An 18,182-nucleotide genomic window follows, 5' to 3' on the forward strand; every position below is an offset into this window, starting at 1 on the left:
GTTCTTAGATGAAACAAGCTACCATAAATTACGTAACAAAAACTACATTTCATAGTATAACACATAAACTAGAAAATAACTAACTTTTTGCAAAAGATTTTTATTATTTACTTTTTTACGCCTAATAAACAAACTAATATCTTAATGTGGCATATAAACTCTTTTCACCAGGAGCATCTTCTTGTTCTAGTACAAATACATCTCCGCTATTACGTAATACATCACGAGCAATTGTATTTAGTACTTGACGCCAATCATATTCAGCCTCAGGATCTTCACCAAAGTTTTCTTGCAAATTAGATGTCGCGATAAAGAATTGATCTACTCGACCTAATTCCGCAGCTTGTTTAATATCAGCAACTTGTTCGAAACTTTTGCGATTCATCAGTTTTTGATAACTTTCAATTTCTCTTTTTGATAATTCTTCGGTAATTGGACCTGTTGCTTCTTCTATTTCTTGGGTAGAAAGTTGCGCTGGCGAACGAGAAATAGCAATACTTGGGTCATAATAATTGTATTTTGCATTTTTCTTAAATGCGGTTTGATTTTCGGTAAGAGCAAAAAGGTAAAGTGGTACTTTTTCTTCATTTTCGACCTCATTACGCAAGAAACTATCGATTGCTTGATAATAATTGTTCCAATCGATTTCTACTTCCTCATCTTTAGGATTTCCGCTATGATAACCTAAGCCAGAACGGAAATCGGCGTCACCACCGGTAAGTTCTGTTCCTAGTGCTGTTTCTAAATCAGTCGGTGCATCTTCTGGAAGTTCAACTTCTGAGAGTTTTTTATTACTCATAAAATATAAACTCATCGAACTACGATTTAACGCCATTAAATAGTAACGGTAGTTAAATTGCGCATTTTTGATAATAGCCAGTAGATAAGGTGTATCTCCGACATAATATTGATCATCAACTCGAATACTTAAACGATGAATATAAGTTTCTTCAGCAGTCAAAATTATGGCAACACTTGTAGTTGCATCACGGAAAAATGTTCTATCGTTTAATAAATCGTCAAATTTTTCTTGGAATGGTTCCCAATCTTGGTCTGGATAACGTTTATCAAAGCGTTTTTTCGCTTCTTTCATAAAATTTTTGATCTTTAATTGATCTTTTTCAACGCCTTGAGGAGTCACATTTGTATTTATCATAATTGTAACAAATGGACCTTGTACCCCTTCATTTGACAAACGATCTAATAACTCTCTTCCAATTTTTGCCATATATTATTCCCCTCCTACATAATTTATATGCTACATTTTAAGTGTACCATGACTAAGCATTATAACAAAATAAAACGTTACCATCATTTTTTCTTTAAATTAAGTTCCCCTTTACAAATAGGAACGTTTGTTCGTATAATGATAGAAGAAAGCAGGTGATGGATTTGGTTTCTTTTAATTATAAAAAAGAACCCTTGCGTGATATTTTATTTATTGATGTAAAAAGTTTTTATGCTACAGTAGAATGTATTTATCATGGTTGGGATCCTTTAGAAACATTACTTGTAGTGGCTAGCCACGCGGATAATACTGGTAATGGTTTGATTTTAGCTGCTTCGCCTAAAGCCAAAGAAATATTGGGAATATCTAATGTCTCGCGAATTGATAATTTGCCCGATCATCCTTTATTAAAGCAGGTTCCTCCACGGATGAGGTTATATATTAAAGAAAATGTTCTACTTAATAATTTATTTAAAACATATGTAGCTCCAAAAGATTTATTGATCTATTCCATTGACGAATCTATTCTGGATATCACTTATTCATTAAATTTATTTTTTCCAGATCTCAACTTATCGCGACAAGAAAAGCGCTGGTTAATGGCTAGAAAAATCCAGACAGAAGTCTATGAAAAAACAGGTTTGATTCTCTCTGTAGGAATTGGTGATAATCCCTTATTAGCAAAGTTAGCTTTAGATACAGAAGCTAAGTATCGCAAAGAAAATAGCTATATGGCCGAATGGACTTATCAGGATGTAAAAAACAAAGTTTGGCAAATTGATCCTATGACTGAATTTTGGGGGATTGGTTCGCGTACGAAAAAACAACTGGCTAAAATAGGGATTAACACCATCGAACAATTAGCGAATTCAAATATTGATTTACTTTATTATCGATTTGGCGTTATTGGTGAACAGCTCTATCATCATGCCAATGGTATCGATCGAACCATCTTAGCGGAAACCCCACCTACCGTTAAAGAAAAATCTTACGGTAATAGTCAGGTACTTCCCAAAAATTATACCAAACAGCGTGAAATTGAGATTGTTATCAGCGAATTAGCAGAACAAGTGGCCGCACGAATTCGGCGACATGGTTATTTCACCTCATGTGTACATCTTTATATCGGTGCAGCTTATGGTGAAACAGATGGTGACTTTTCCCATCAGATGAAAATTCCCGCGACCAATACTAATAAAGAATTAAAAGCACATTGCCTGCGTTTATTTCGACAATATTATCAAGGACAAGCGATTCGTCATATTGGTATCTCCTATTCTAAATTAACTTATATTAAGGCCCGAGAAATGGATTTATTTGAAGATGTAGATAATTATATAAACGAAGAACGCTTAGATAAGATCATCGATAAAATTCGAGCAAAATATGGTTTTCACTCAATTTTTTATGCGACGAGTAAATTAGAAGGTGCTCGCAGCCTTGCTCGTAGCCATCTAGTTGGTGGACATAACGGCGGTGCTGGTGGTATGGACGGTTTGTCCTGATTGATTACTATAGGAGTAATCATTTTCGTTTACAATCGTAAACAACGATGCTACACTATAAATGTATGATAAAAAAGGAGGAGTCGTAATGAGTGAAAATCATGAACATATGGATCACGCAGCAATGGAACACAACCATGAACATGGCGGACATTCTGGAATGGATCATTCCATGCATATGGGAAATTTAAAACCAAAATTTTTTATTTCATTAATTTTAACTATCCCAATTATTTTAATGTCGCCGATGATGGGTTTGGATTTACCTTTTCAATTTCAATTTCCAGGTTCTGAATGGCTCGTATTGATCTTAGCTACAATCTTGTTCTTTTATGGCGGAATGCCATTCTTACAAGGTGCAAAAATGGAACTATCCTCAAAACAACCAGCAATGATGACATTAATTTCTTTAGGGATTACAGTAGCGTATATTTACAGTTTATATGCTTTCATTGCCAATAACTTTATCCCTCAAATTGACCATGTGACAGATTTCTTTTGGGAATTAGCTACATTGATCGTTATTATGTTACTAGGTCATTGGGTTGAAATGAATGCAGTAAGTAATGCTGGAAACGCCCTAGAAGAAATGGCGCAATTATTACCAAATACTGCGCATGTTGTCGATAAAAATGGAGATACAAAAGATGTTTCTTTGCAAGATGTACAAGAAGGTCAACATGTATTAATCAAAGCAGGTGAAAAAATTCCAACTGATGGTACAGTATTAAAGGGAACAACCAGTGTTAACGAAGCGATGGTTACTGGTGAAGCTAAAGATGTAGAAAAAGAACAAAAAGATACTGTTATCGGTGGTTCTGTTAACGGATCGGGTACTATTACAGTTGAAGTCACCGGAACTGGTGAATCAGGTTATCTTTCTCAAGTTATGACTCTTGTTGAAAATGCACAAAATGAAAAATCAAAAGTTGAAACCCTATCAGACCAAGTGGCTAAATGGTTATTCTATGTTGCTCTAGCAGCTGGTATTCTCGCTTTTATCGGTTGGTTAATCACAGCAGATTTGAGCACAGCTTTTGAACGTATGGTAACAGTGCTTATTATTGCTTGTCCGCACGCATTAGGGCTTGCAATTCCGCTAGTGATTGCCCGTTCAACTTCGCTAGGTGCTAAAAATGGTTTGCTATTACAAAATCGCGAAGCATTAGAAACAGCTAAAAAAGTTGATGTCATTTTAATGGATAAAACAGGTACCTTGACAGAAGGGAACTTTGCGGTAAATGACTATCGTTCATTTAGTGAGGATTATACAGCAGATCAAGTACTCACTTATATTTCAGCTCTAGAACAAAATTCTAATCACCCACTAGCCGTCGGAATTTTAAATAAAGCCGAAGAATTATCTTTAGATATTCCAAAAGCTTCTGATGTTGATAATTTACCGGGCGTTGGTTTAGAAGGAACTGTTAACGGAAAAGATATTAAAGTCGCTAGTGTTTCTTATTTGAATAAACAATCGATTGACTACGATCAAGATAATTTTGATGAATTATCAAGACAAGGAAATTCGGTTAGTTTCCTATTAATTGATGAGAAAAATATTGGATTAGTCGCTCAAGGGGATCAAATCAAATCTACTGCTAAATCCATGATACAATCACTAAAAGATCAAAATATTGAACCTGTGATGTTAACAGGAGATAATCAACAAGTAGCACAAGCTGTCGCTAAAGAATTAGGTATTGATGATGTGCACGCTGAATTAATGCCGGAAGACAAAGAAACAATGGTCAAAGATTATCGTGATAATGGCCAAACTGTAATGATGGTCGGTGACGGCGTCAATGATGCGCCTAGCTTGGCCAGAGCAGATGTCGGTATAGCCATTGGTGCTGGTACAGATGTTGCTATCGACTCAGCTGATGTCATATTGGTCAAAAGCGATCCATCCGATATCATGCATTTCTTAACATTAGCTAAACGTACGCAACGTAAGATGGTACAAAACATCTGGTGGGGCGCTGGCTACAACATTGTAGCTATTCCATTGGCAGCTGGTGTTCTTGCACCTATCGGTATTATCTTAAGCCCTGCAGTTGGCGCGATCGTGATGTCATTAAGTACAGTTATTGTTGCTATTAACGCAATGTTGCTGAAAATTGATTAAACTTTATTTAAAAAGAAGTTACCTGATGGTAGCTTCTTTTTTTATGTCTAAGCTTCTTTTAAAAAAATTTCACTTTATCAGTGACATTTTGTCACTTTTGTTGTATAGTAAGCGAGTGACATATCGTCACTTTTATTAAATCATGATTTATTCAGGAGGTTACAAATATGTTTTTAGCATTAAAAGAAATGCATTATTCTAAATTACGTTTTGGCTTAATTATTGGAATGATGGTTTTAATTGCTTATGTCGTCTTTATGCTCTCCGGATTAGCAAGAGGACTAGCAGAAGAATTTAAAAAGGGTGTGGAGGACTGGCAAGCTGAAGAAATTGTTTTGTCTGATGAAGCAAATCAAACACTTACTGCTTCTCAGCTAACAAGAAGCAATATTGATGATATTCAAAGTTCTACTAAAGCTCCCATTGGTTTATACAGCGGAGCGATTAAGGGGACTCAACAAGATATCACAGTTTTTGGTAGTACTAAGCAAGCTTTTTTATTGCCTGAACTAATTCAAGGTGAAAATTTCAAAAATAAAGATGATATTATTATTTCGCAAAACCTAGCAGATACAGGCTATCAAGTTGGCGATAAAATTAATATTGGTCAATACGAAGAAGATTTAACCATCACTGGTATTTTCCCCGAATCTTACTATACCGTAAGTCCTGTGGTTTATACAGATCTAGAAACTTGGACATCATTGAAGTTCGGCGATCAACCATTTGCTTCTGATGAGGAAAAACCAATCAACGCCATTGCTACAAAAGAAAAGATTAACCAAATAGAAAATGATGAAGATTTAGATCTCTTGACGACTCCCGAATTAATTGAAAATATTCCTGGTTACTCAGCCCAAAATCTCACATTAGATGCTATGATCTATTTCTTGTTCGTAACAGCTACAGCCGTCATAGGCATTTTTATGTATGTTATCACATTACAGAAAAACGCCATTTTTGGTGTGATGAAAGCTCAAGGTATACGGAATTGGTTTATAGCAAAATCAATCATTGCCCAATCGTTCGTAATAGGAATACTTGGCACTGGAATCGCGATGATACTTGCTTACCTTACAAGTTTGGTTTTACCTACTGCGATGCCATTTGCCATTATTTGGTCCCAATGGCTACTTTATAGTTTCGTTTTAGTTTCAGTCGCTATTATTGGCGGACTATTCTCGATACGATCAGTCGCTAAAGTTGATCCCATCACTGCTATAGGAGGATAAATATGGAAGATATATTAATTATGGACAATATTTTTAAAAAATTTGGTTCCGGCCATACAGAAATTACCGCGTTAAAAGAAGTTAATTTTACAGCCAAAAAAGGAGAATTCATAAGCATTATTGGACCCTCAGGTTCAGGAAAAAGTACTTTTTTAACTATTTCTGGTGGCCTACAGAGTTCAACTGCTGGAGATATTTCAATTAATGGAAGTTCTTTTTCTAATTTATCAGAAAAAAAGCGCTCCGATTTACGTTTTAAAGAAATTGGCTTTATTTTACAAAGTTCTAATTTAATTCCTTTTTTAAAGGTTAAAGAGCAATTTATTCTAGTCGACAAAGTAGATAAACGTAAGACTTCTAACGAGCAAATAAACCAACTATTAGAATCCTTGGATATTGCTTCTTTGAAAAACAGCTACCCTCGGGATCTGTCTGGTGGTGAACGACAACGTGTGGCTATCGCACGCGCATTATTTAATAACCCAAGTTTGATCCTAGCAGATGAGCCCACGGCAAGTTTAGATACAGAACATGCTTATGAAGTAGTGAAGTTATTAGTAAAAGAAGCGCATGAAAAGCAAAAAGCTACGGTTATGGTAACCCATGACGAGCGTATGATTCAATGGAGTGATCGAACCTACCAAATGAAAGATGGTCAATTACTTAAAATGGATAAAAATTGAGCTGCTTCTTTTCCGTAGTGACAAAAAAAGTAAGCACGAGTATACTGTGAATAAAGATCACTAAAGGAGAAAAGTAATGCCTAAAGAAACCTTTCTTAATTTGTCACAGAAAAAAAAGCAGCATATTGAACAAATCTTACTGGAAAAATTTTATAATCGACATATTAGTCAAGTGAAAGTTTCAGAAATCGTTGAAGCAATGCAAATGTCTCGCGGTGCTTTTTATAAATACTTCCAAGATTTAGAAGATGCCTACTCCTATCTTATTCATAAATATGCTATGAAAATTCATGAAGATATTTTGACGTCTATCAGTCAGCATAAACAGGACTTTTTCTTAGGTATCGAAAGTTTTCTGATATACTGCAGCGAATTAGACCGAAACGATCACTATTGGCAAATGCTTCAATTACTTACTCAAAGTAGTCATTCACAAATGACCCAACGAAAAAAACTGTCACCAGATTCACCTATGTTTTCTCAATGGTTAGATCTGCTTAAACACAATCATTTTGTTATGGATTCTTATGATGAGGCTCTTAGTTTCTTATATTTCATAATGAATTTAGTGATGGATGCTCTTACTGATTGCATTGTCAATAATTGGAATACAGAAGAGTTAGTTCAAGATTTCCGCTTTCAAAAAAAATGGTTATTACAGGGAATTAAACAATAATTTACTTAAACAAAAAACACTTCTATGTAACAAACTTGAAATAAAGATCGTTACATAGAAGTGTTCATTTTTTAATTTCTTAAAATGGAATAAGGCTAAATACACCAGCTGCTACAAGTCCTCCAACGATAGGGCCAACGATGGGTACCCATGAATAAGACCAATCAGAAGTTCCTTTATTGGCAATTGGTAAGATTTGGTGAGCAATTCTTGGTCCTAAGTCACGCGCTGGATTGATCGCATAACCTGTAGGACCACCAAGTGATAGTCCAATGGAAAGAACTAAGATACCTATAAGAAGAGGATTAAATCCATCAGAAAGATCATTTTCGCCTAAACTGAGTAAACCTAGTACCAAAACAAAGGTACCAATAATTTCGGTAACCATATTAGCGGTGAAATGACGTACAGCAGGCGCAGTAGCAAACGAAGCTAAAATGCCATCTGCATCGTCTGTTTCGCTCCATAACGGCATGTAAGCTAACCAAACAATTGTTGCTCCAACAATCCCACCTAATATTTGTGCAATAATAAATGGCACAACAAGTCCGACAGAAAAGTCACCCATAGCTGCAAAAGCAAGTGTTACAGCTGGATTGATATGAGCTGGTCCCATAAAACCGGCAATGTATACGGCCATCGCTAGACCCATGCCCCAACCTACCGTTATAGCAATCCAACCAGCACCTTCTGCTTTACTCTTTTTTAAATTTACACCGGCAACAACACCGTCACCTAGTAAAACGAGTACAGCTGTCCCTAAAAATTCACTAAATATTTGTAAACTATCACTCACGGTATTCGTCCTCCTTCAACTCTTTCAAATCTGATTCTGCCACAACTTCTGCTAATTCTTTTTGATAGTTGGCTTTTTCTTCATCACTCCATTGATAAAATTCAGCCATTTTATCAAGTACTGGTTGTTCTAAAGCATCTAACTCATCGCGAATAAATAAGATAAAGTTTGTACGACGTAAGAAGTAATCAACAGGAGTTAGCACGAGTTCTTCATTTAACGCATAATTTAATGAAAAACTATCACGTTGGCTTAACCCTTTGATTGGTTCATCATAAGTCAATACTGTTGGTAAATTTGATCCATAAAGATTTGCCAAATAAAGAGCGTCTTTTTCATTTAATCCTTTATCTTGTGCCTGTTTAGCTAATTTTTTAATTTCTTCATCAACATTATCAGGATCAATATCTCCGCCAGAAACTGGATATTCTTTAGAGTCAATTAAGTCAAATTGACTATCTAATTTCTCGTTAATTTTCTTCAAAGCGCCTTCTGCCATCAAACGATAGTCTGTAATTTTACCACCTGAAAGGGTAACTAAACCGTCGCTAGCTTCTTCCAAGCTGCTTCCACGAGAAATTTGTGATGGATCGACTTCTCCACTATCCTGTGCACTATCTGCTTCTTGGATCGCTTTTTCGACATCGTCTCTTTTAGCATCGTCTTCTAAATATTCTTTTGTGGTGTTTACTACTTTATTGAAACTTTCATCAGAAAGTTTTTCGCTGCCGCCGCCACCACCATTATAATCAGAACCGCCATTTGCAGTGATCAATGGACGTAGCCCTGCCCAACTAGCTTCGATATCGTCTAAGCCAATTTTAGCATCAGGATAACGACGGTTAACAATTCTTAACAAGTAGTCGACATCTTCTTGTGTAACTTTTGGATGTTTTAAATCACCATGATAATCGGTATCTGTTGTTCCAAAGTAGGTTTTGTCCTCTCTGGGAACAACAAAAATCATACGACCATCGTTTTCACCTGTATCAAAATAAGTTGGTTGTGGAACATTTAATTTTTCTTTATCCACAACTAAATGAACACCTTTTGTAGGACGCATTTGGTCAGATAAGTCATCTTTTTTGTCCAAATCACGTACTTCATCTGTCCATGGTCCAGAAGTATTGATCACAACTTTAGCATTAATATGGAAATTCCTACCGCTAATGACATCTTGAACATCAGCGCCATTGACCATACCTTGTTGATCATGTGTAATTTTAACAACTTTGACTTTATTTAATACTCGAGCACCATCTTCATGTGCTTTTTTGATGTTTTCAATCACTAAGCGTGAATCATTATTGCGAAAATCAAGATAAACACCGCCACCTTGCAAACCTTCTTTTTCTAATTGAGGTTGTCTTTCTAACACTTCTGACTTATTTAAGGTATAATTAGCAAATTTGCCGGTAACGCCTGCCAAACGATCATATAAATCCATCGCTACTTTTGCTGAAAACATATTAAATGTTGCGCCAGCTTCATCATAAATAGGCAAAAGCATGGGGTCTGGTTTTGGAATATGCGGTGCGATATGTTGTACATTTGCACGTTCTTTCACCGTATCGTTAACAACTTCTACATCAAATGTTTTTAAATAACGAATACCACCATGGACTAATTTTGTTGAACGAGAAGAAGTTCCTTCAGCAAAATCTTGCATTTCAACTAATGCGGTTTTCATACCGGAAGCGGCGGCTTGTACAGCAACGCCAGCTCCGGTAATCCCTCCTCCAATTACAAGTAAGTCTAGTTCTTCATCTTGAACTTTTTGTATTTCTTCATTTCTTGTCTTATATGAAAAGACCATCAATTATCCTTCTTTCCTTGCACGATGTTTAAATACTCGGGTTGCTTCAACGGCTTCTTGCCATCCTGCATAAAGGTCTTCGCGTTTTTCATCATCCATTTCTGGTTTAAATGTCTTCCCTTCTTCTTTCAAGCCTTTCAACTCTTCCATATCTTTCCAGAAACCAACAGCTAAACCAGCTAGATAAGCAGCACCAAGCGCAGTTGTTTCAAGATTAGCAGCACGTTCTACTTCGATATTTAAAATATCTGATTGAAATTGCATCAACATATCGTTGTTAGCAGCACCGCCGTCTACTCGCAAAAGTTGAATATCAGTATCTGTATCTTTATTCATGGTATCAATAACGTCTTTAGATTGATAAGCAATCGATTGTAGTGTTGCTTTAACAAAGTCTGCTCGACTCGTCGCACGTGTCAGACCAAATACTGCACCACGAGCGCCAGAATCCCAATAAGGCGCGCCCAAACCGGTAAAGGCTGGAACTACGTAAACATAATCGTCATCGCTAGCTCTTTTTGAAATTTCCTCTGATTCAGGTGCCGTTTCTACCATATTCATTTCATCACGTAGCCATTGAATCGCAGAACCTGAAACAAAGATACTCCCTTCTAAAGCATAATAAATTTTGCCATTAATACCATACCCAATGGTTGTTAATAAATCATTTTCAGATAATTGAGGTTCTTCTCCAATGTTCATAACGATAAATGACCCAGTACCATAGGTGTTTTTAACCATACCAGGTTCAAAAGCCATTTGACCAAACAACGCTGATTGTTGGTCCCCTGCCATTCCAGCAATCGGAACTTCACTACCAAAGAAATGATAAGTTTCAGTATAGCCATAAACTTCTGAGTTACTTTTTACTTCTGGCAGCATCGCCTTAGGAATATTTAATAGATCTAAAATTTCTTGGTCCCATTCTAAGTTGTGAATGTTATATAACATCGTACGACTAGCGTTTGAATAATCTGTTACATGGACATTTCCGCTGGTTAATTTCCAAACCAACCAAGTATCGATTGTACCAAACAATAAATCGCCGTTTTCAGCTTTTTCTTGCGCACCTTCTACATGATCTAAGATCCAACGAATTTTAGTAGCAGAAAAGTAAGGGTCAATAATTAATCCTGTTTTTTCATGGATAAAGTCTTTATAGCCATCGTTGATTAATTGTTCAGCAATATCTGATGATTGTCGTGATTGCCATACAACAGCATGATAAATTGGAAGGCCTGTATTTTTATCCCAAATAACTGCTGTTTCACGTTGGTTAGTAATCCCCACACTGGCAACTTCACTAGGATGAATCCCTGATTCGATTAATGCGCCAGCTACAACCGCTTGCACAGCATTCCAAATTTCATTGGCATTGTGTTCAACCCAACCAGAATCCGGGAAATACTGCGTGAATTCTTTCTGCGAACTGCCAATTTCATTGGCATTTTTATCAAATAAAATCGCTCTAGCACTTGTTGTTCCTTCATCTATCGCCATAACATATTTTTTCTCTGCCATAATAAAAAACGCTCCTTTTATTTTTTATGTATACCTTTTTGTATACGTTTTCCTTACATTTCTAATACTAACGCCTATGAAACGCTTTATTTTCCCATTTTTTTTCAAATTTTTGGAATTTCTGACAAAATCTTATTTTGACAGCGTTTTCGCTAAGCTTGACGGATTAACTTTTTGATTTCTTTTAGATCATAAGCTGAACCTAGTTCAGTAATTCGATAAATTTTAGTATCTAAATCAAGTTCAGTATTTGTAATAACTAAATCATAATGTTTAGCTTCGTCAAAAGATTCCACTATCACTCCATTCAGACTATTTAACTGTAGTGTCAACATATTTTTAGTTGCTTCTTTAAATAATTCATCAAGTTGCAAATAAATACCCACACGCACTTCGCGGTTGACACGGATATCAATAATCGACAGCACACTTAAGTACTTAATAGCTGTCATCGCCCACAAACTATTCTGCTCATTTGATTGAGGTTGTAATTCTTTTGCCGAAAGTTCCAATAACTGATTCACATGTGACTGGATATTACTGGTTGAAAGTGTTTCTTCTAGCTGCCAAATATTATTACGATCATATGCTTCGACATCTCCAACGAAAAAATAAAGTCGCAAATGGATTTGTGATAAATAATAATAGCAAGTTTCTTCTAACTCTTTACGAATATTTTTTGGACCGTATATCCGTAAGATTGTTTCTAAAATAATCGAGTCACACCAGGCTGTTGGCGTCATCTTTGAACGTTGTAAAGAATAGGCATGAAAGTCTTTTTGAGAAAGCACCGACATACCGGTTAAAAATACGAAGTGAAGCATGATTTCTTCTTCTTTGAGTTCCACAGCATAAAAGCTAAAAGAACGACGAATGATAGGTAGTAGTTTCAAGTAGAGCGGATCTCTTTTATAAGGTTCAAATTTTTCTTTAAATTGCTTAAATTGCGGATCAGGGATGGTTATTCTTTTTTTAGTTACCCGTAACCATAGAAGAACACGCTGTTTAGCAACTGACATAAATTCTAAGTTAAGGCCACGTTCGATATTTTCTATAATATGTGATTCTCTTGCAGAAATTTGGGCATAACCTTGTTTTAAATACCACAACAATTGAAAATAAAAGTAGCGAATCTGACTTTCTTCTCCAATCAGTTTTCCTTGCCAAATACGCAAGTCAAATTCTTTCAATATTTTATTCAAATCTCTGATTTTACGAGATAAAGAAGATTCACTAATTTTCAATTCTTGGGACAAGCGAACAGGACTTATTTCTTTTTCTTCTAATAAAGCCAATAAAATTTGATACTTAGGCGAATTTAAATACAAAGCTTTTTCAAATTCTTCAATAGAAAAATCAGGGGTTTTTGAAAAGGTAATCGTTGCGCCATCATAAGTTAGCTGGCAACATTTACCATAAGGTTTGAAATCCTCTATCAATTCTTCGATATAATTATCGATTGATTTTTTCGTTAGTTCTAAGACTTTACGTATCTCATGAACATTCATTTGTCCGCCAGCGATGATCAATTGCTTGATTAGATAAACTTGCTTTGCTTCTTTTTTTTCTAGCAATTCTTCAAAACGCATGACGATCCTCACTTCCTAGATTGATTCTATTTAAAGGTTCCATTACGTTAGTAAATTCCGCTTGGAAAAAATGATCATTTTGCATTAATTCATCCAGAGTCATATTGTTCTCAATAGCTAGTGCTGCAGTATTGATCTTTTCCAAACAACCTGCCTTTGATAGTAACTGCATACCTAGTAATCTTTCCGAAGACTTTTCATAAACCACTTTACAATAAATTGTGGTTTTATCGGTCAATGAAAACTGCTGAGTAAAACTTTTAGCTGCGATTTCATTTTTATAAACAAAGGCCTCTTCTTCAATCAATCCGGTACTCGCCAAATACCAACCAAAGGCTTTTGTTCCTATAGTACGTAGGCCTCCTGTAAATTTCACTTCTTGTTTTAACAGGTTTTCAGCTGCGATAACACCAGAACGAGTCGCGTGATTAATTTGTGGTAAATAAACACTTTCATCCCTAATTTGAAAAGGACTATGTATCAAGTCCCCTACAGCAAAGACATCTTTTGCAGAGGTCTCTAAATAATCATTTACCTGAATTGTATTATCACTATGCAGTTGAAATTTTTTAGTAAATGCCGCCAATTGAGGATGTACATTTACTGTTGTTATCACATAATCACTGACAACTGTTTGACCATCGAGTAAAATTTCATACTGTTTATCTTTAGCCACTTCAGTCACCGTTGTATTAAGATAAAAATGTAAGTTTGACTGTTGTTTTAATGTAGACAAAAAAGGAACTAAAAAGTCTGGATCGAAGTATTTAAATAGCGGATAGTCCATCGCTTCGATTAAATGAACTGTCTTTTTTAAATCAACAAAAGTACTTGCTGCTTCGATACCGGCTTGTCCAGCTCCGATAATTGCTATGGTTTCAGCATTTTGGATTTGATCTAAAATCTTATTAGACAAATCATAATTTTTAAAGCTAGGATCCCATTCGTCATCATCTTCCAAACCAATGTTCAGTGATTTTTGCTCGGAACCACTAGCTAAAATTAATTTATCATAATGATAACTTCCTTTATTTGTAGTTATTTCATGTTTTTCTGGATGACAATCAAGTAAAATTTCCGAAAGTTTTACTTGAATAGACTGTGCTTCTAGCTGTTCTTCTGTAGCAAATACTGCATCACTTAGTTTTTCAAATTTATTTTGTAAGTATAATAGTAAGCCACCAGGTAAAAAACCTACCATTGTATTTTTTTCAATAATAGTAATTTTTGCATTTGGATATAATTTACGGGCATGTAAAGCACAGCTTATTCCTGCAAAGGATGCACCTATAATATAAATCTCCACTTTTGGACACCTCTTCTGTTTGTTTTTCTTTTCTTATCATAACACAGAGTATTTTAGCAAAGATTTTCAAATACTTTGACTACTTAAGGTTACACGACTGTGCTTGAGAAACGATTTTTTATTAAATGAAAAGATTGTTGATATTTTTGCTGCATAAATTTTCGACTCTTTATTTCATTTTAGCAATAATCACCACTTTGCTCAATTAATTATCACTCATTTTTGAAAACGATTACAAAAATCAGAATTAGCTAAATCAGAATTCCTCATAATACGCTTTGAACTTTAATTGTCTGAACAACATTAATTTCAATTATTTCATCATTCCTGCTATACTTTATATAACACGTACGCTATGAGAGATGCGATTCATTCGATACTAAATCCAAACCATTTGTTTTTCAATTTTACCAAGTTGGTTGACCCATAGTTTTATAAGTATTATCTCTTCTGTATTTATAGCTTTTAACTTTTTATAAATTTCTATGTTTCACTGTCAGTTTAGAAGGAGAGAAAATAATGTATAACAGCCCAATATCTATTGAACTTCCATTGCGTGGCCAATGGTTTGTCGAAGTGAGTCCAGCAGATCGTGTTCCTAGTCACGGAACAGACAAATTTGGTTTAAGGTACGCTTTTGATTTTGTACAGGTTGATTGGCAAAAAGCAGAACACCCTACTCACGACAAAAGAAAACTAGATTATTTTACAAAAGGGATTCCTTTAGAGAATTATTACTGTTTTGGAAAAGCTGTTTACGCTCCTTTCACAGCTGAAGTTGTGACAGTTGAAGATAGTATAGCAGATGGAAAAACAGCTTCTTGGTTGAACGATCAAACTTCAGCTATTCGTAATTCCCTCTTCTTCAGTCCTAAAAAAGATGGATTGAAGTCAATCGCTGGTAATTATGTCATTTTAAAAAGAAAAGATAATGTCTATGCCGTGTTTGCCCATCTACAAAAAGACTCAATTACTGTTAATACCGGTGATAAAATTCCAAAAGGAAAATTTATAGGAAAAGTTGGCCATAGCGGAAATTCTACCGAGCCGCACTTACATTTTCATTTAATGAATTCCTTTAATCCCGAAATTGCGCAAGGACTTCCTTTTGTTTTTAAACAATATGAAAAATATAATGGTAGTTCTTGGCAGAAAATGAAAAATGAAATTCCGACTGCAACTGAACTTATTCGCTTTAACATAGAATAAGGATCGTTGTTAAAATATGATAAAAATCAACAGAACATTCCAAAAAATGAATAACAAAACAATAAAAAGGTTTTCCAAAATTAATGGGAAAACCTTTTTATTAGTTAAATATTATTTTAGCTTCAAGCATTTTTATTAGCACGTTTATTTTTAATAGCCCATCTTACTAAGCCAAAAATAACAACCCAGCCCACTAAGTTACCTAAAACCTTTAAAGGATACATTGTACCTTTCTTTTTACCAGCCACATAGAACACCTTTTTTCATAAATTTTGAAACAAAATGTTACACTAATTCCAGAATATTTTTTAATTTTCTCCTACAAAATTTTGACTTAAATTTTCGTTTTTAAGTCCATTCTTTATAACCTTTTCAACTGGTTGTTTAGTCATATTATTATCGCTAACAAAGTAAAAATAACTACTTGGAACAAGCCATATAAGCACAGCAGCAACTAATGCTATGCCAAGTGAAATATTACGATACTGCTTATTAGGTCTTTTCTTTACAAAATACCATGTACCAATAATTCCTAACAAAAATAACGTCCCTAACAACGCATTCATTTTATCACTCCTAAAAATCGAAAAAACCGTTAGCAAAAACTAACAACTTCTCACTTTGATAGTAACAAACACAAAAATTTGTTTCAAATTATTTAGTCACAATTTCTGTTTCAAAATCTGGCGTATTTACGATGGTATCGTGAACTGGACATGTTTGAATGACAAATTCAATAAAATCTTTGATCTCTTCTACTGTATTGTCTGCTTCAACATGAAAAGTTGTCTTGATTTTCGAAAATCCCTTTTTAGCATTTGGATTTTTTCCCAAATAACCATCTGAATCTAACTCCCCTTCCAGATCAACCTTAAACGATTTTAGGTTGATTTTTTTAACTCTTGCAAAAGACTTTGCCACAATGGTTAAACACGCGCCTAAAGAATTTAATAATGCTTCTACTGGATTCATTCCAGTGTTGGTACCACCATCAGCTTCAGGTTCATCTAGCGTAATTTCAAAACCTCTAGATTTACAAGATACTTTCAATCCACTTTCTAATGTTACTTCTGCTTTTGTTAGCTCAACTGCCATCTTACTTCCTCCTTTTTAAATTAACAATAAAACCTTACTTATGAAAGTGACTTATTTCCATATACTCTCCTAATTTTAATGCATTAGAATTGGCGCCATGTCCAATCTCTTCTGTTTTTGCAATCGGTAAATCATCATCTTGCAAAATCTTTTGAAGTACTTCTTCAATAGGTTGCTCATAACTTTTTTGATAAGAAATAAAAGTACCTAATAAAATTCCAGCAATCTTATCAAAACCTTCTAATCCTTTTAACTGATAAAACATGGAATATAAGCTTTCTTTTCCTCCACCATGACTTTCTAAAAACAATACCTTGTTGGCTAGATCAGGCATATATTTTGTTCCGGCTAATTTTAAAAAGCAACGGATATTTCCACCAATAACTTCGCCTTCTATCTCATTACCTTGATAAAACTCCCAACTAGTTTGATACAAATCCTTTGCGCCATCAAAAAAAGAAGATTTAAATTTATCAATTTGTTTTCCACTAGCATCCCACAGTAAAGTTGCTACTTGAAATAATTCTACCTCTTGATTGCTCTGACTTATTAAACTATTTAACACTGTTGTAAGATCACTATAACCATAAAATTTCTTTTTCTGCTTCCGAATAAGTGAATAGTCTAGCTTATCTAAAATACCATTAGCGATATCACCTCCAGAGATATCAAAAATAGCTTCTATCGAATCATCTGCATAATATTGATTCATAATTTCAGCCTTTTCACCAGTATTAAAAAGCGTATTTTCTTGCAAAGTTGGACTAAGTATAACGTCTAAACCCAATTTTTCTAATATCTCTTTTATATCGTAAACTTCTTGGAGGTTCGTTCTAGGATCAGAGTTTCCCACTAATGCAACTTTTCTCTTATCTTTTGGTTTTATACGCACAACAGCGCCTCCTCAAAAAAGGCTAGGTTTTAATTCTATAGTTAAATCCTAGCCTTTTATATATATTCCGTCAATCGCTAAAGAACACGTCTTTTTATTGTAGACAAATTTTTCCAGAATAATTTAATGTAATTCATTCAGAGTAGTAATATCTTTAATATGTTTTTTTGATAAAACTGAAAAAGCTGCTGTCAAACCATGTAAAGCTTCAATATCTTTCATTGTAATACTCGTACCTGGAAAACGTTCGAAAGTTAAAAAATCTAAATTTTGAACTAAACCGTCTAATTCAAAACCGCTCTTAAAAACTTCAGTAAATAATTGATTCTCTTCTTCTGTCATTGTTCTTTCCTCCATTTTATTAATTTATCGTTTATTGAAAAACGCATAAGTATTTTAGATGATAAACTCCTTTCTTTTTTTGTTTCTTTTTCAGCAACTCCCTATTTTCACAAAATTTGCTATATTCCCAATTCTATTTCCCGAAAAATATTACAAGTTTCTTT

Annotated in this window: 17 protein-coding genes; 6 read left to right on the forward strand and 11 right to left on the reverse strand. The window is 34.7% G+C overall.

What is annotated here, in order from left to right; translation table 11 throughout:
- Positions 1 to 133: 133 nt before the first annotated feature.
- On the reverse strand, positions 134 to 1,228 hold the full coding sequence (locus tag AC806_RS06385; RefSeq protein WP_014125015.1) for a baeRF6 domain-containing protein: 1,095 nt from the start codon (positions 1,226 to 1,228) through the stop codon (positions 134 to 136).
- Positions 1,229 to 1,386: 158 nt separating this feature from the next.
- On the opposite strand from AC806_RS06385, the gene AC806_RS06390 reads away from it, so the two are divergent.
- The 5 genes from AC806_RS06390 to AC806_RS06410 all read left to right on the forward strand — a co-directional run bounded on the left by AC806_RS06390 (position 1,387) and on the right by AC806_RS06410 (position 7,452).
- The gene (locus AC806_RS06390) at positions 1,387 to 2,733 is read left to right on the forward strand and encodes a Y-family DNA polymerase (RefSeq protein ID WP_014125016.1); all 1,347 of its coding nucleotides are present in this window, start codon (positions 1,387 to 1,389) and stop codon (positions 2,731 to 2,733) included.
- 88 nt (positions 2,734 to 2,821) lie between these two features.
- The gene (locus tag AC806_RS06395) at positions 2,822 to 4,861 is read left to right on the forward strand and encodes a heavy metal translocating P-type ATPase (RefSeq protein WP_014125017.1); all 2,040 of its coding nucleotides are present in this window, start codon (positions 2,822 to 2,824) and stop codon (positions 4,859 to 4,861) included.
- A 167-nt stretch (positions 4,862 to 5,028) separates the two neighbouring features.
- The gene (locus tag AC806_RS06400; RefSeq protein ID WP_061840824.1) at positions 5,029 to 6,093 is read left to right on the forward strand and encodes an ABC transporter permease; all 1,065 of its coding nucleotides are present in this window, start codon (positions 5,029 to 5,031) and stop codon (positions 6,091 to 6,093) included.
- A gap of 2 nt (positions 6,094 to 6,095) precedes the next feature.
- The gene (locus tag AC806_RS06405; RefSeq protein ID WP_014125019.1) at positions 6,096 to 6,776 is read left to right on the forward strand and encodes an ABC transporter ATP-binding protein; all 681 of its coding nucleotides are present in this window, start codon (positions 6,096 to 6,098) and stop codon (positions 6,774 to 6,776) included.
- 76 nt (positions 6,777 to 6,852) lie between these two features.
- A complete protein-coding gene (locus AC806_RS06410) occupies positions 6,853 to 7,452 on the forward strand; it encodes a TetR/AcrR family transcriptional regulator (protein WP_014125020.1) in 600 nt (199 codons plus the stop codon).
- 79 nt (positions 7,453 to 7,531) lie between these two features.
- Here AC806_RS06410 and AC806_RS06415 read toward each other — a convergent pair whose 3' ends face one another.
- The 5 genes from AC806_RS06415 to AC806_RS06435 form a co-directional block, all read right to left on the reverse strand.
- Positions 7,532 to 8,248 carry an MIP/aquaporin family protein gene (locus AC806_RS06415; protein WP_014125021.1) on the reverse strand — a complete coding sequence of 239 codons (717 nt, stop codon included), beginning with the start codon at positions 8,246 to 8,248 and terminating at the stop codon, positions 7,532 to 7,534.
- A complete protein-coding gene (glpO, locus tag AC806_RS06420) occupies positions 8,241 to 10,064 on the reverse strand; it encodes a type 1 glycerol-3-phosphate oxidase (protein ID WP_061840825.1) in 1,824 nt (607 codons plus the stop codon). Before glpO ends, AC806_RS06415 begins: the two co-directional genes overlap by 8 nt.
- 3 nt (positions 10,065 to 10,067) lie before the next feature.
- Complete coding sequence (gene glpK, locus AC806_RS06425) at positions 10,068 to 11,585, reverse strand: glycerol kinase GlpK (protein WP_014125023.1); 1,518 nt, start codon at positions 11,583 to 11,585, stop codon at positions 10,068 to 10,070.
- A 152-nt stretch (positions 11,586 to 11,737) separates the two neighbouring features.
- Positions 11,738 to 13,174 (reverse strand): helix-turn-helix domain-containing protein, encoded by a 1,437-nt coding sequence (locus tag AC806_RS06430; protein WP_069029006.1) that lies wholly within the window; start codon positions 13,172 to 13,174, stop codon positions 11,738 to 11,740.
- Positions 13,164 to 14,480: an NAD(P)/FAD-dependent oxidoreductase gene (locus tag AC806_RS06435; RefSeq protein ID WP_069029007.1), complete on the reverse strand. Its 1,317-nt coding sequence runs from the start codon at positions 14,478 to 14,480 to the stop codon at positions 13,164 to 13,166. Before AC806_RS06435 ends, AC806_RS06430 begins: the two co-directional genes overlap by 11 nt.
- 519 nt (positions 14,481 to 14,999) lie before the next feature.
- Here AC806_RS06435 and AC806_RS06440 point away from each other — a divergent pair.
- Entirely contained in the window at positions 15,000 to 15,689 is a 690-nt protein-coding gene (locus AC806_RS06440) for a M23 family metallopeptidase (protein WP_069029008.1), read from the forward strand.
- A 122-nt stretch (positions 15,690 to 15,811) separates the two neighbouring features.
- Here the strand turns inward: AC806_RS06440 and AC806_RS12170 are convergent, their stop codons facing one another.
- From AC806_RS12170 to AC806_RS06460, 5 genes are all read right to left on the reverse strand, one after another.
- Positions 15,812 to 15,937: a hypothetical protein gene (locus tag AC806_RS12170; protein WP_256729043.1), complete on the reverse strand. Its 126-nt coding sequence runs from the start codon at positions 15,935 to 15,937 to the stop codon at positions 15,812 to 15,814.
- Positions 15,938 to 15,997: 60 nt separating this feature from the next.
- Complete coding sequence (locus AC806_RS06445) at positions 15,998 to 16,255, reverse strand: DUF3290 family protein (RefSeq protein WP_014125027.1); 258 nt, start codon at positions 16,253 to 16,255, stop codon at positions 15,998 to 16,000.
- Between the two features lie 88 nt (positions 16,256 to 16,343).
- Positions 16,344 to 16,784 carry an OsmC family protein gene (locus AC806_RS06450; protein ID WP_014125028.1) on the reverse strand — a complete coding sequence of 147 codons (441 nt, stop codon included), beginning with the start codon at positions 16,782 to 16,784 and terminating at the stop codon, positions 16,344 to 16,346.
- Positions 16,785 to 16,818: 34 nt separating this feature from the next.
- Positions 16,819 to 17,676: a S66 peptidase family protein gene (locus AC806_RS06455; RefSeq protein WP_014125029.1), complete on the reverse strand. Its 858-nt coding sequence runs from the start codon at positions 17,674 to 17,676 to the stop codon at positions 16,819 to 16,821.
- Between the two features lie 123 nt (positions 17,677 to 17,799).
- Positions 17,800 to 18,018 (reverse strand): hypothetical protein, encoded by a 219-nt coding sequence (locus AC806_RS06460; RefSeq protein WP_041591834.1) that lies wholly within the window; start codon positions 18,016 to 18,018, stop codon positions 17,800 to 17,802.
- Positions 18,019 to 18,182: the final 164 nt, after the last annotated feature.

Source organism: Tetragenococcus halophilus (assembly GCF_001712815.1).
GTDB lineage: Bacteria > Bacillota > Bacilli > Lactobacillales > Enterococcaceae > Tetragenococcus > Tetragenococcus halophilus.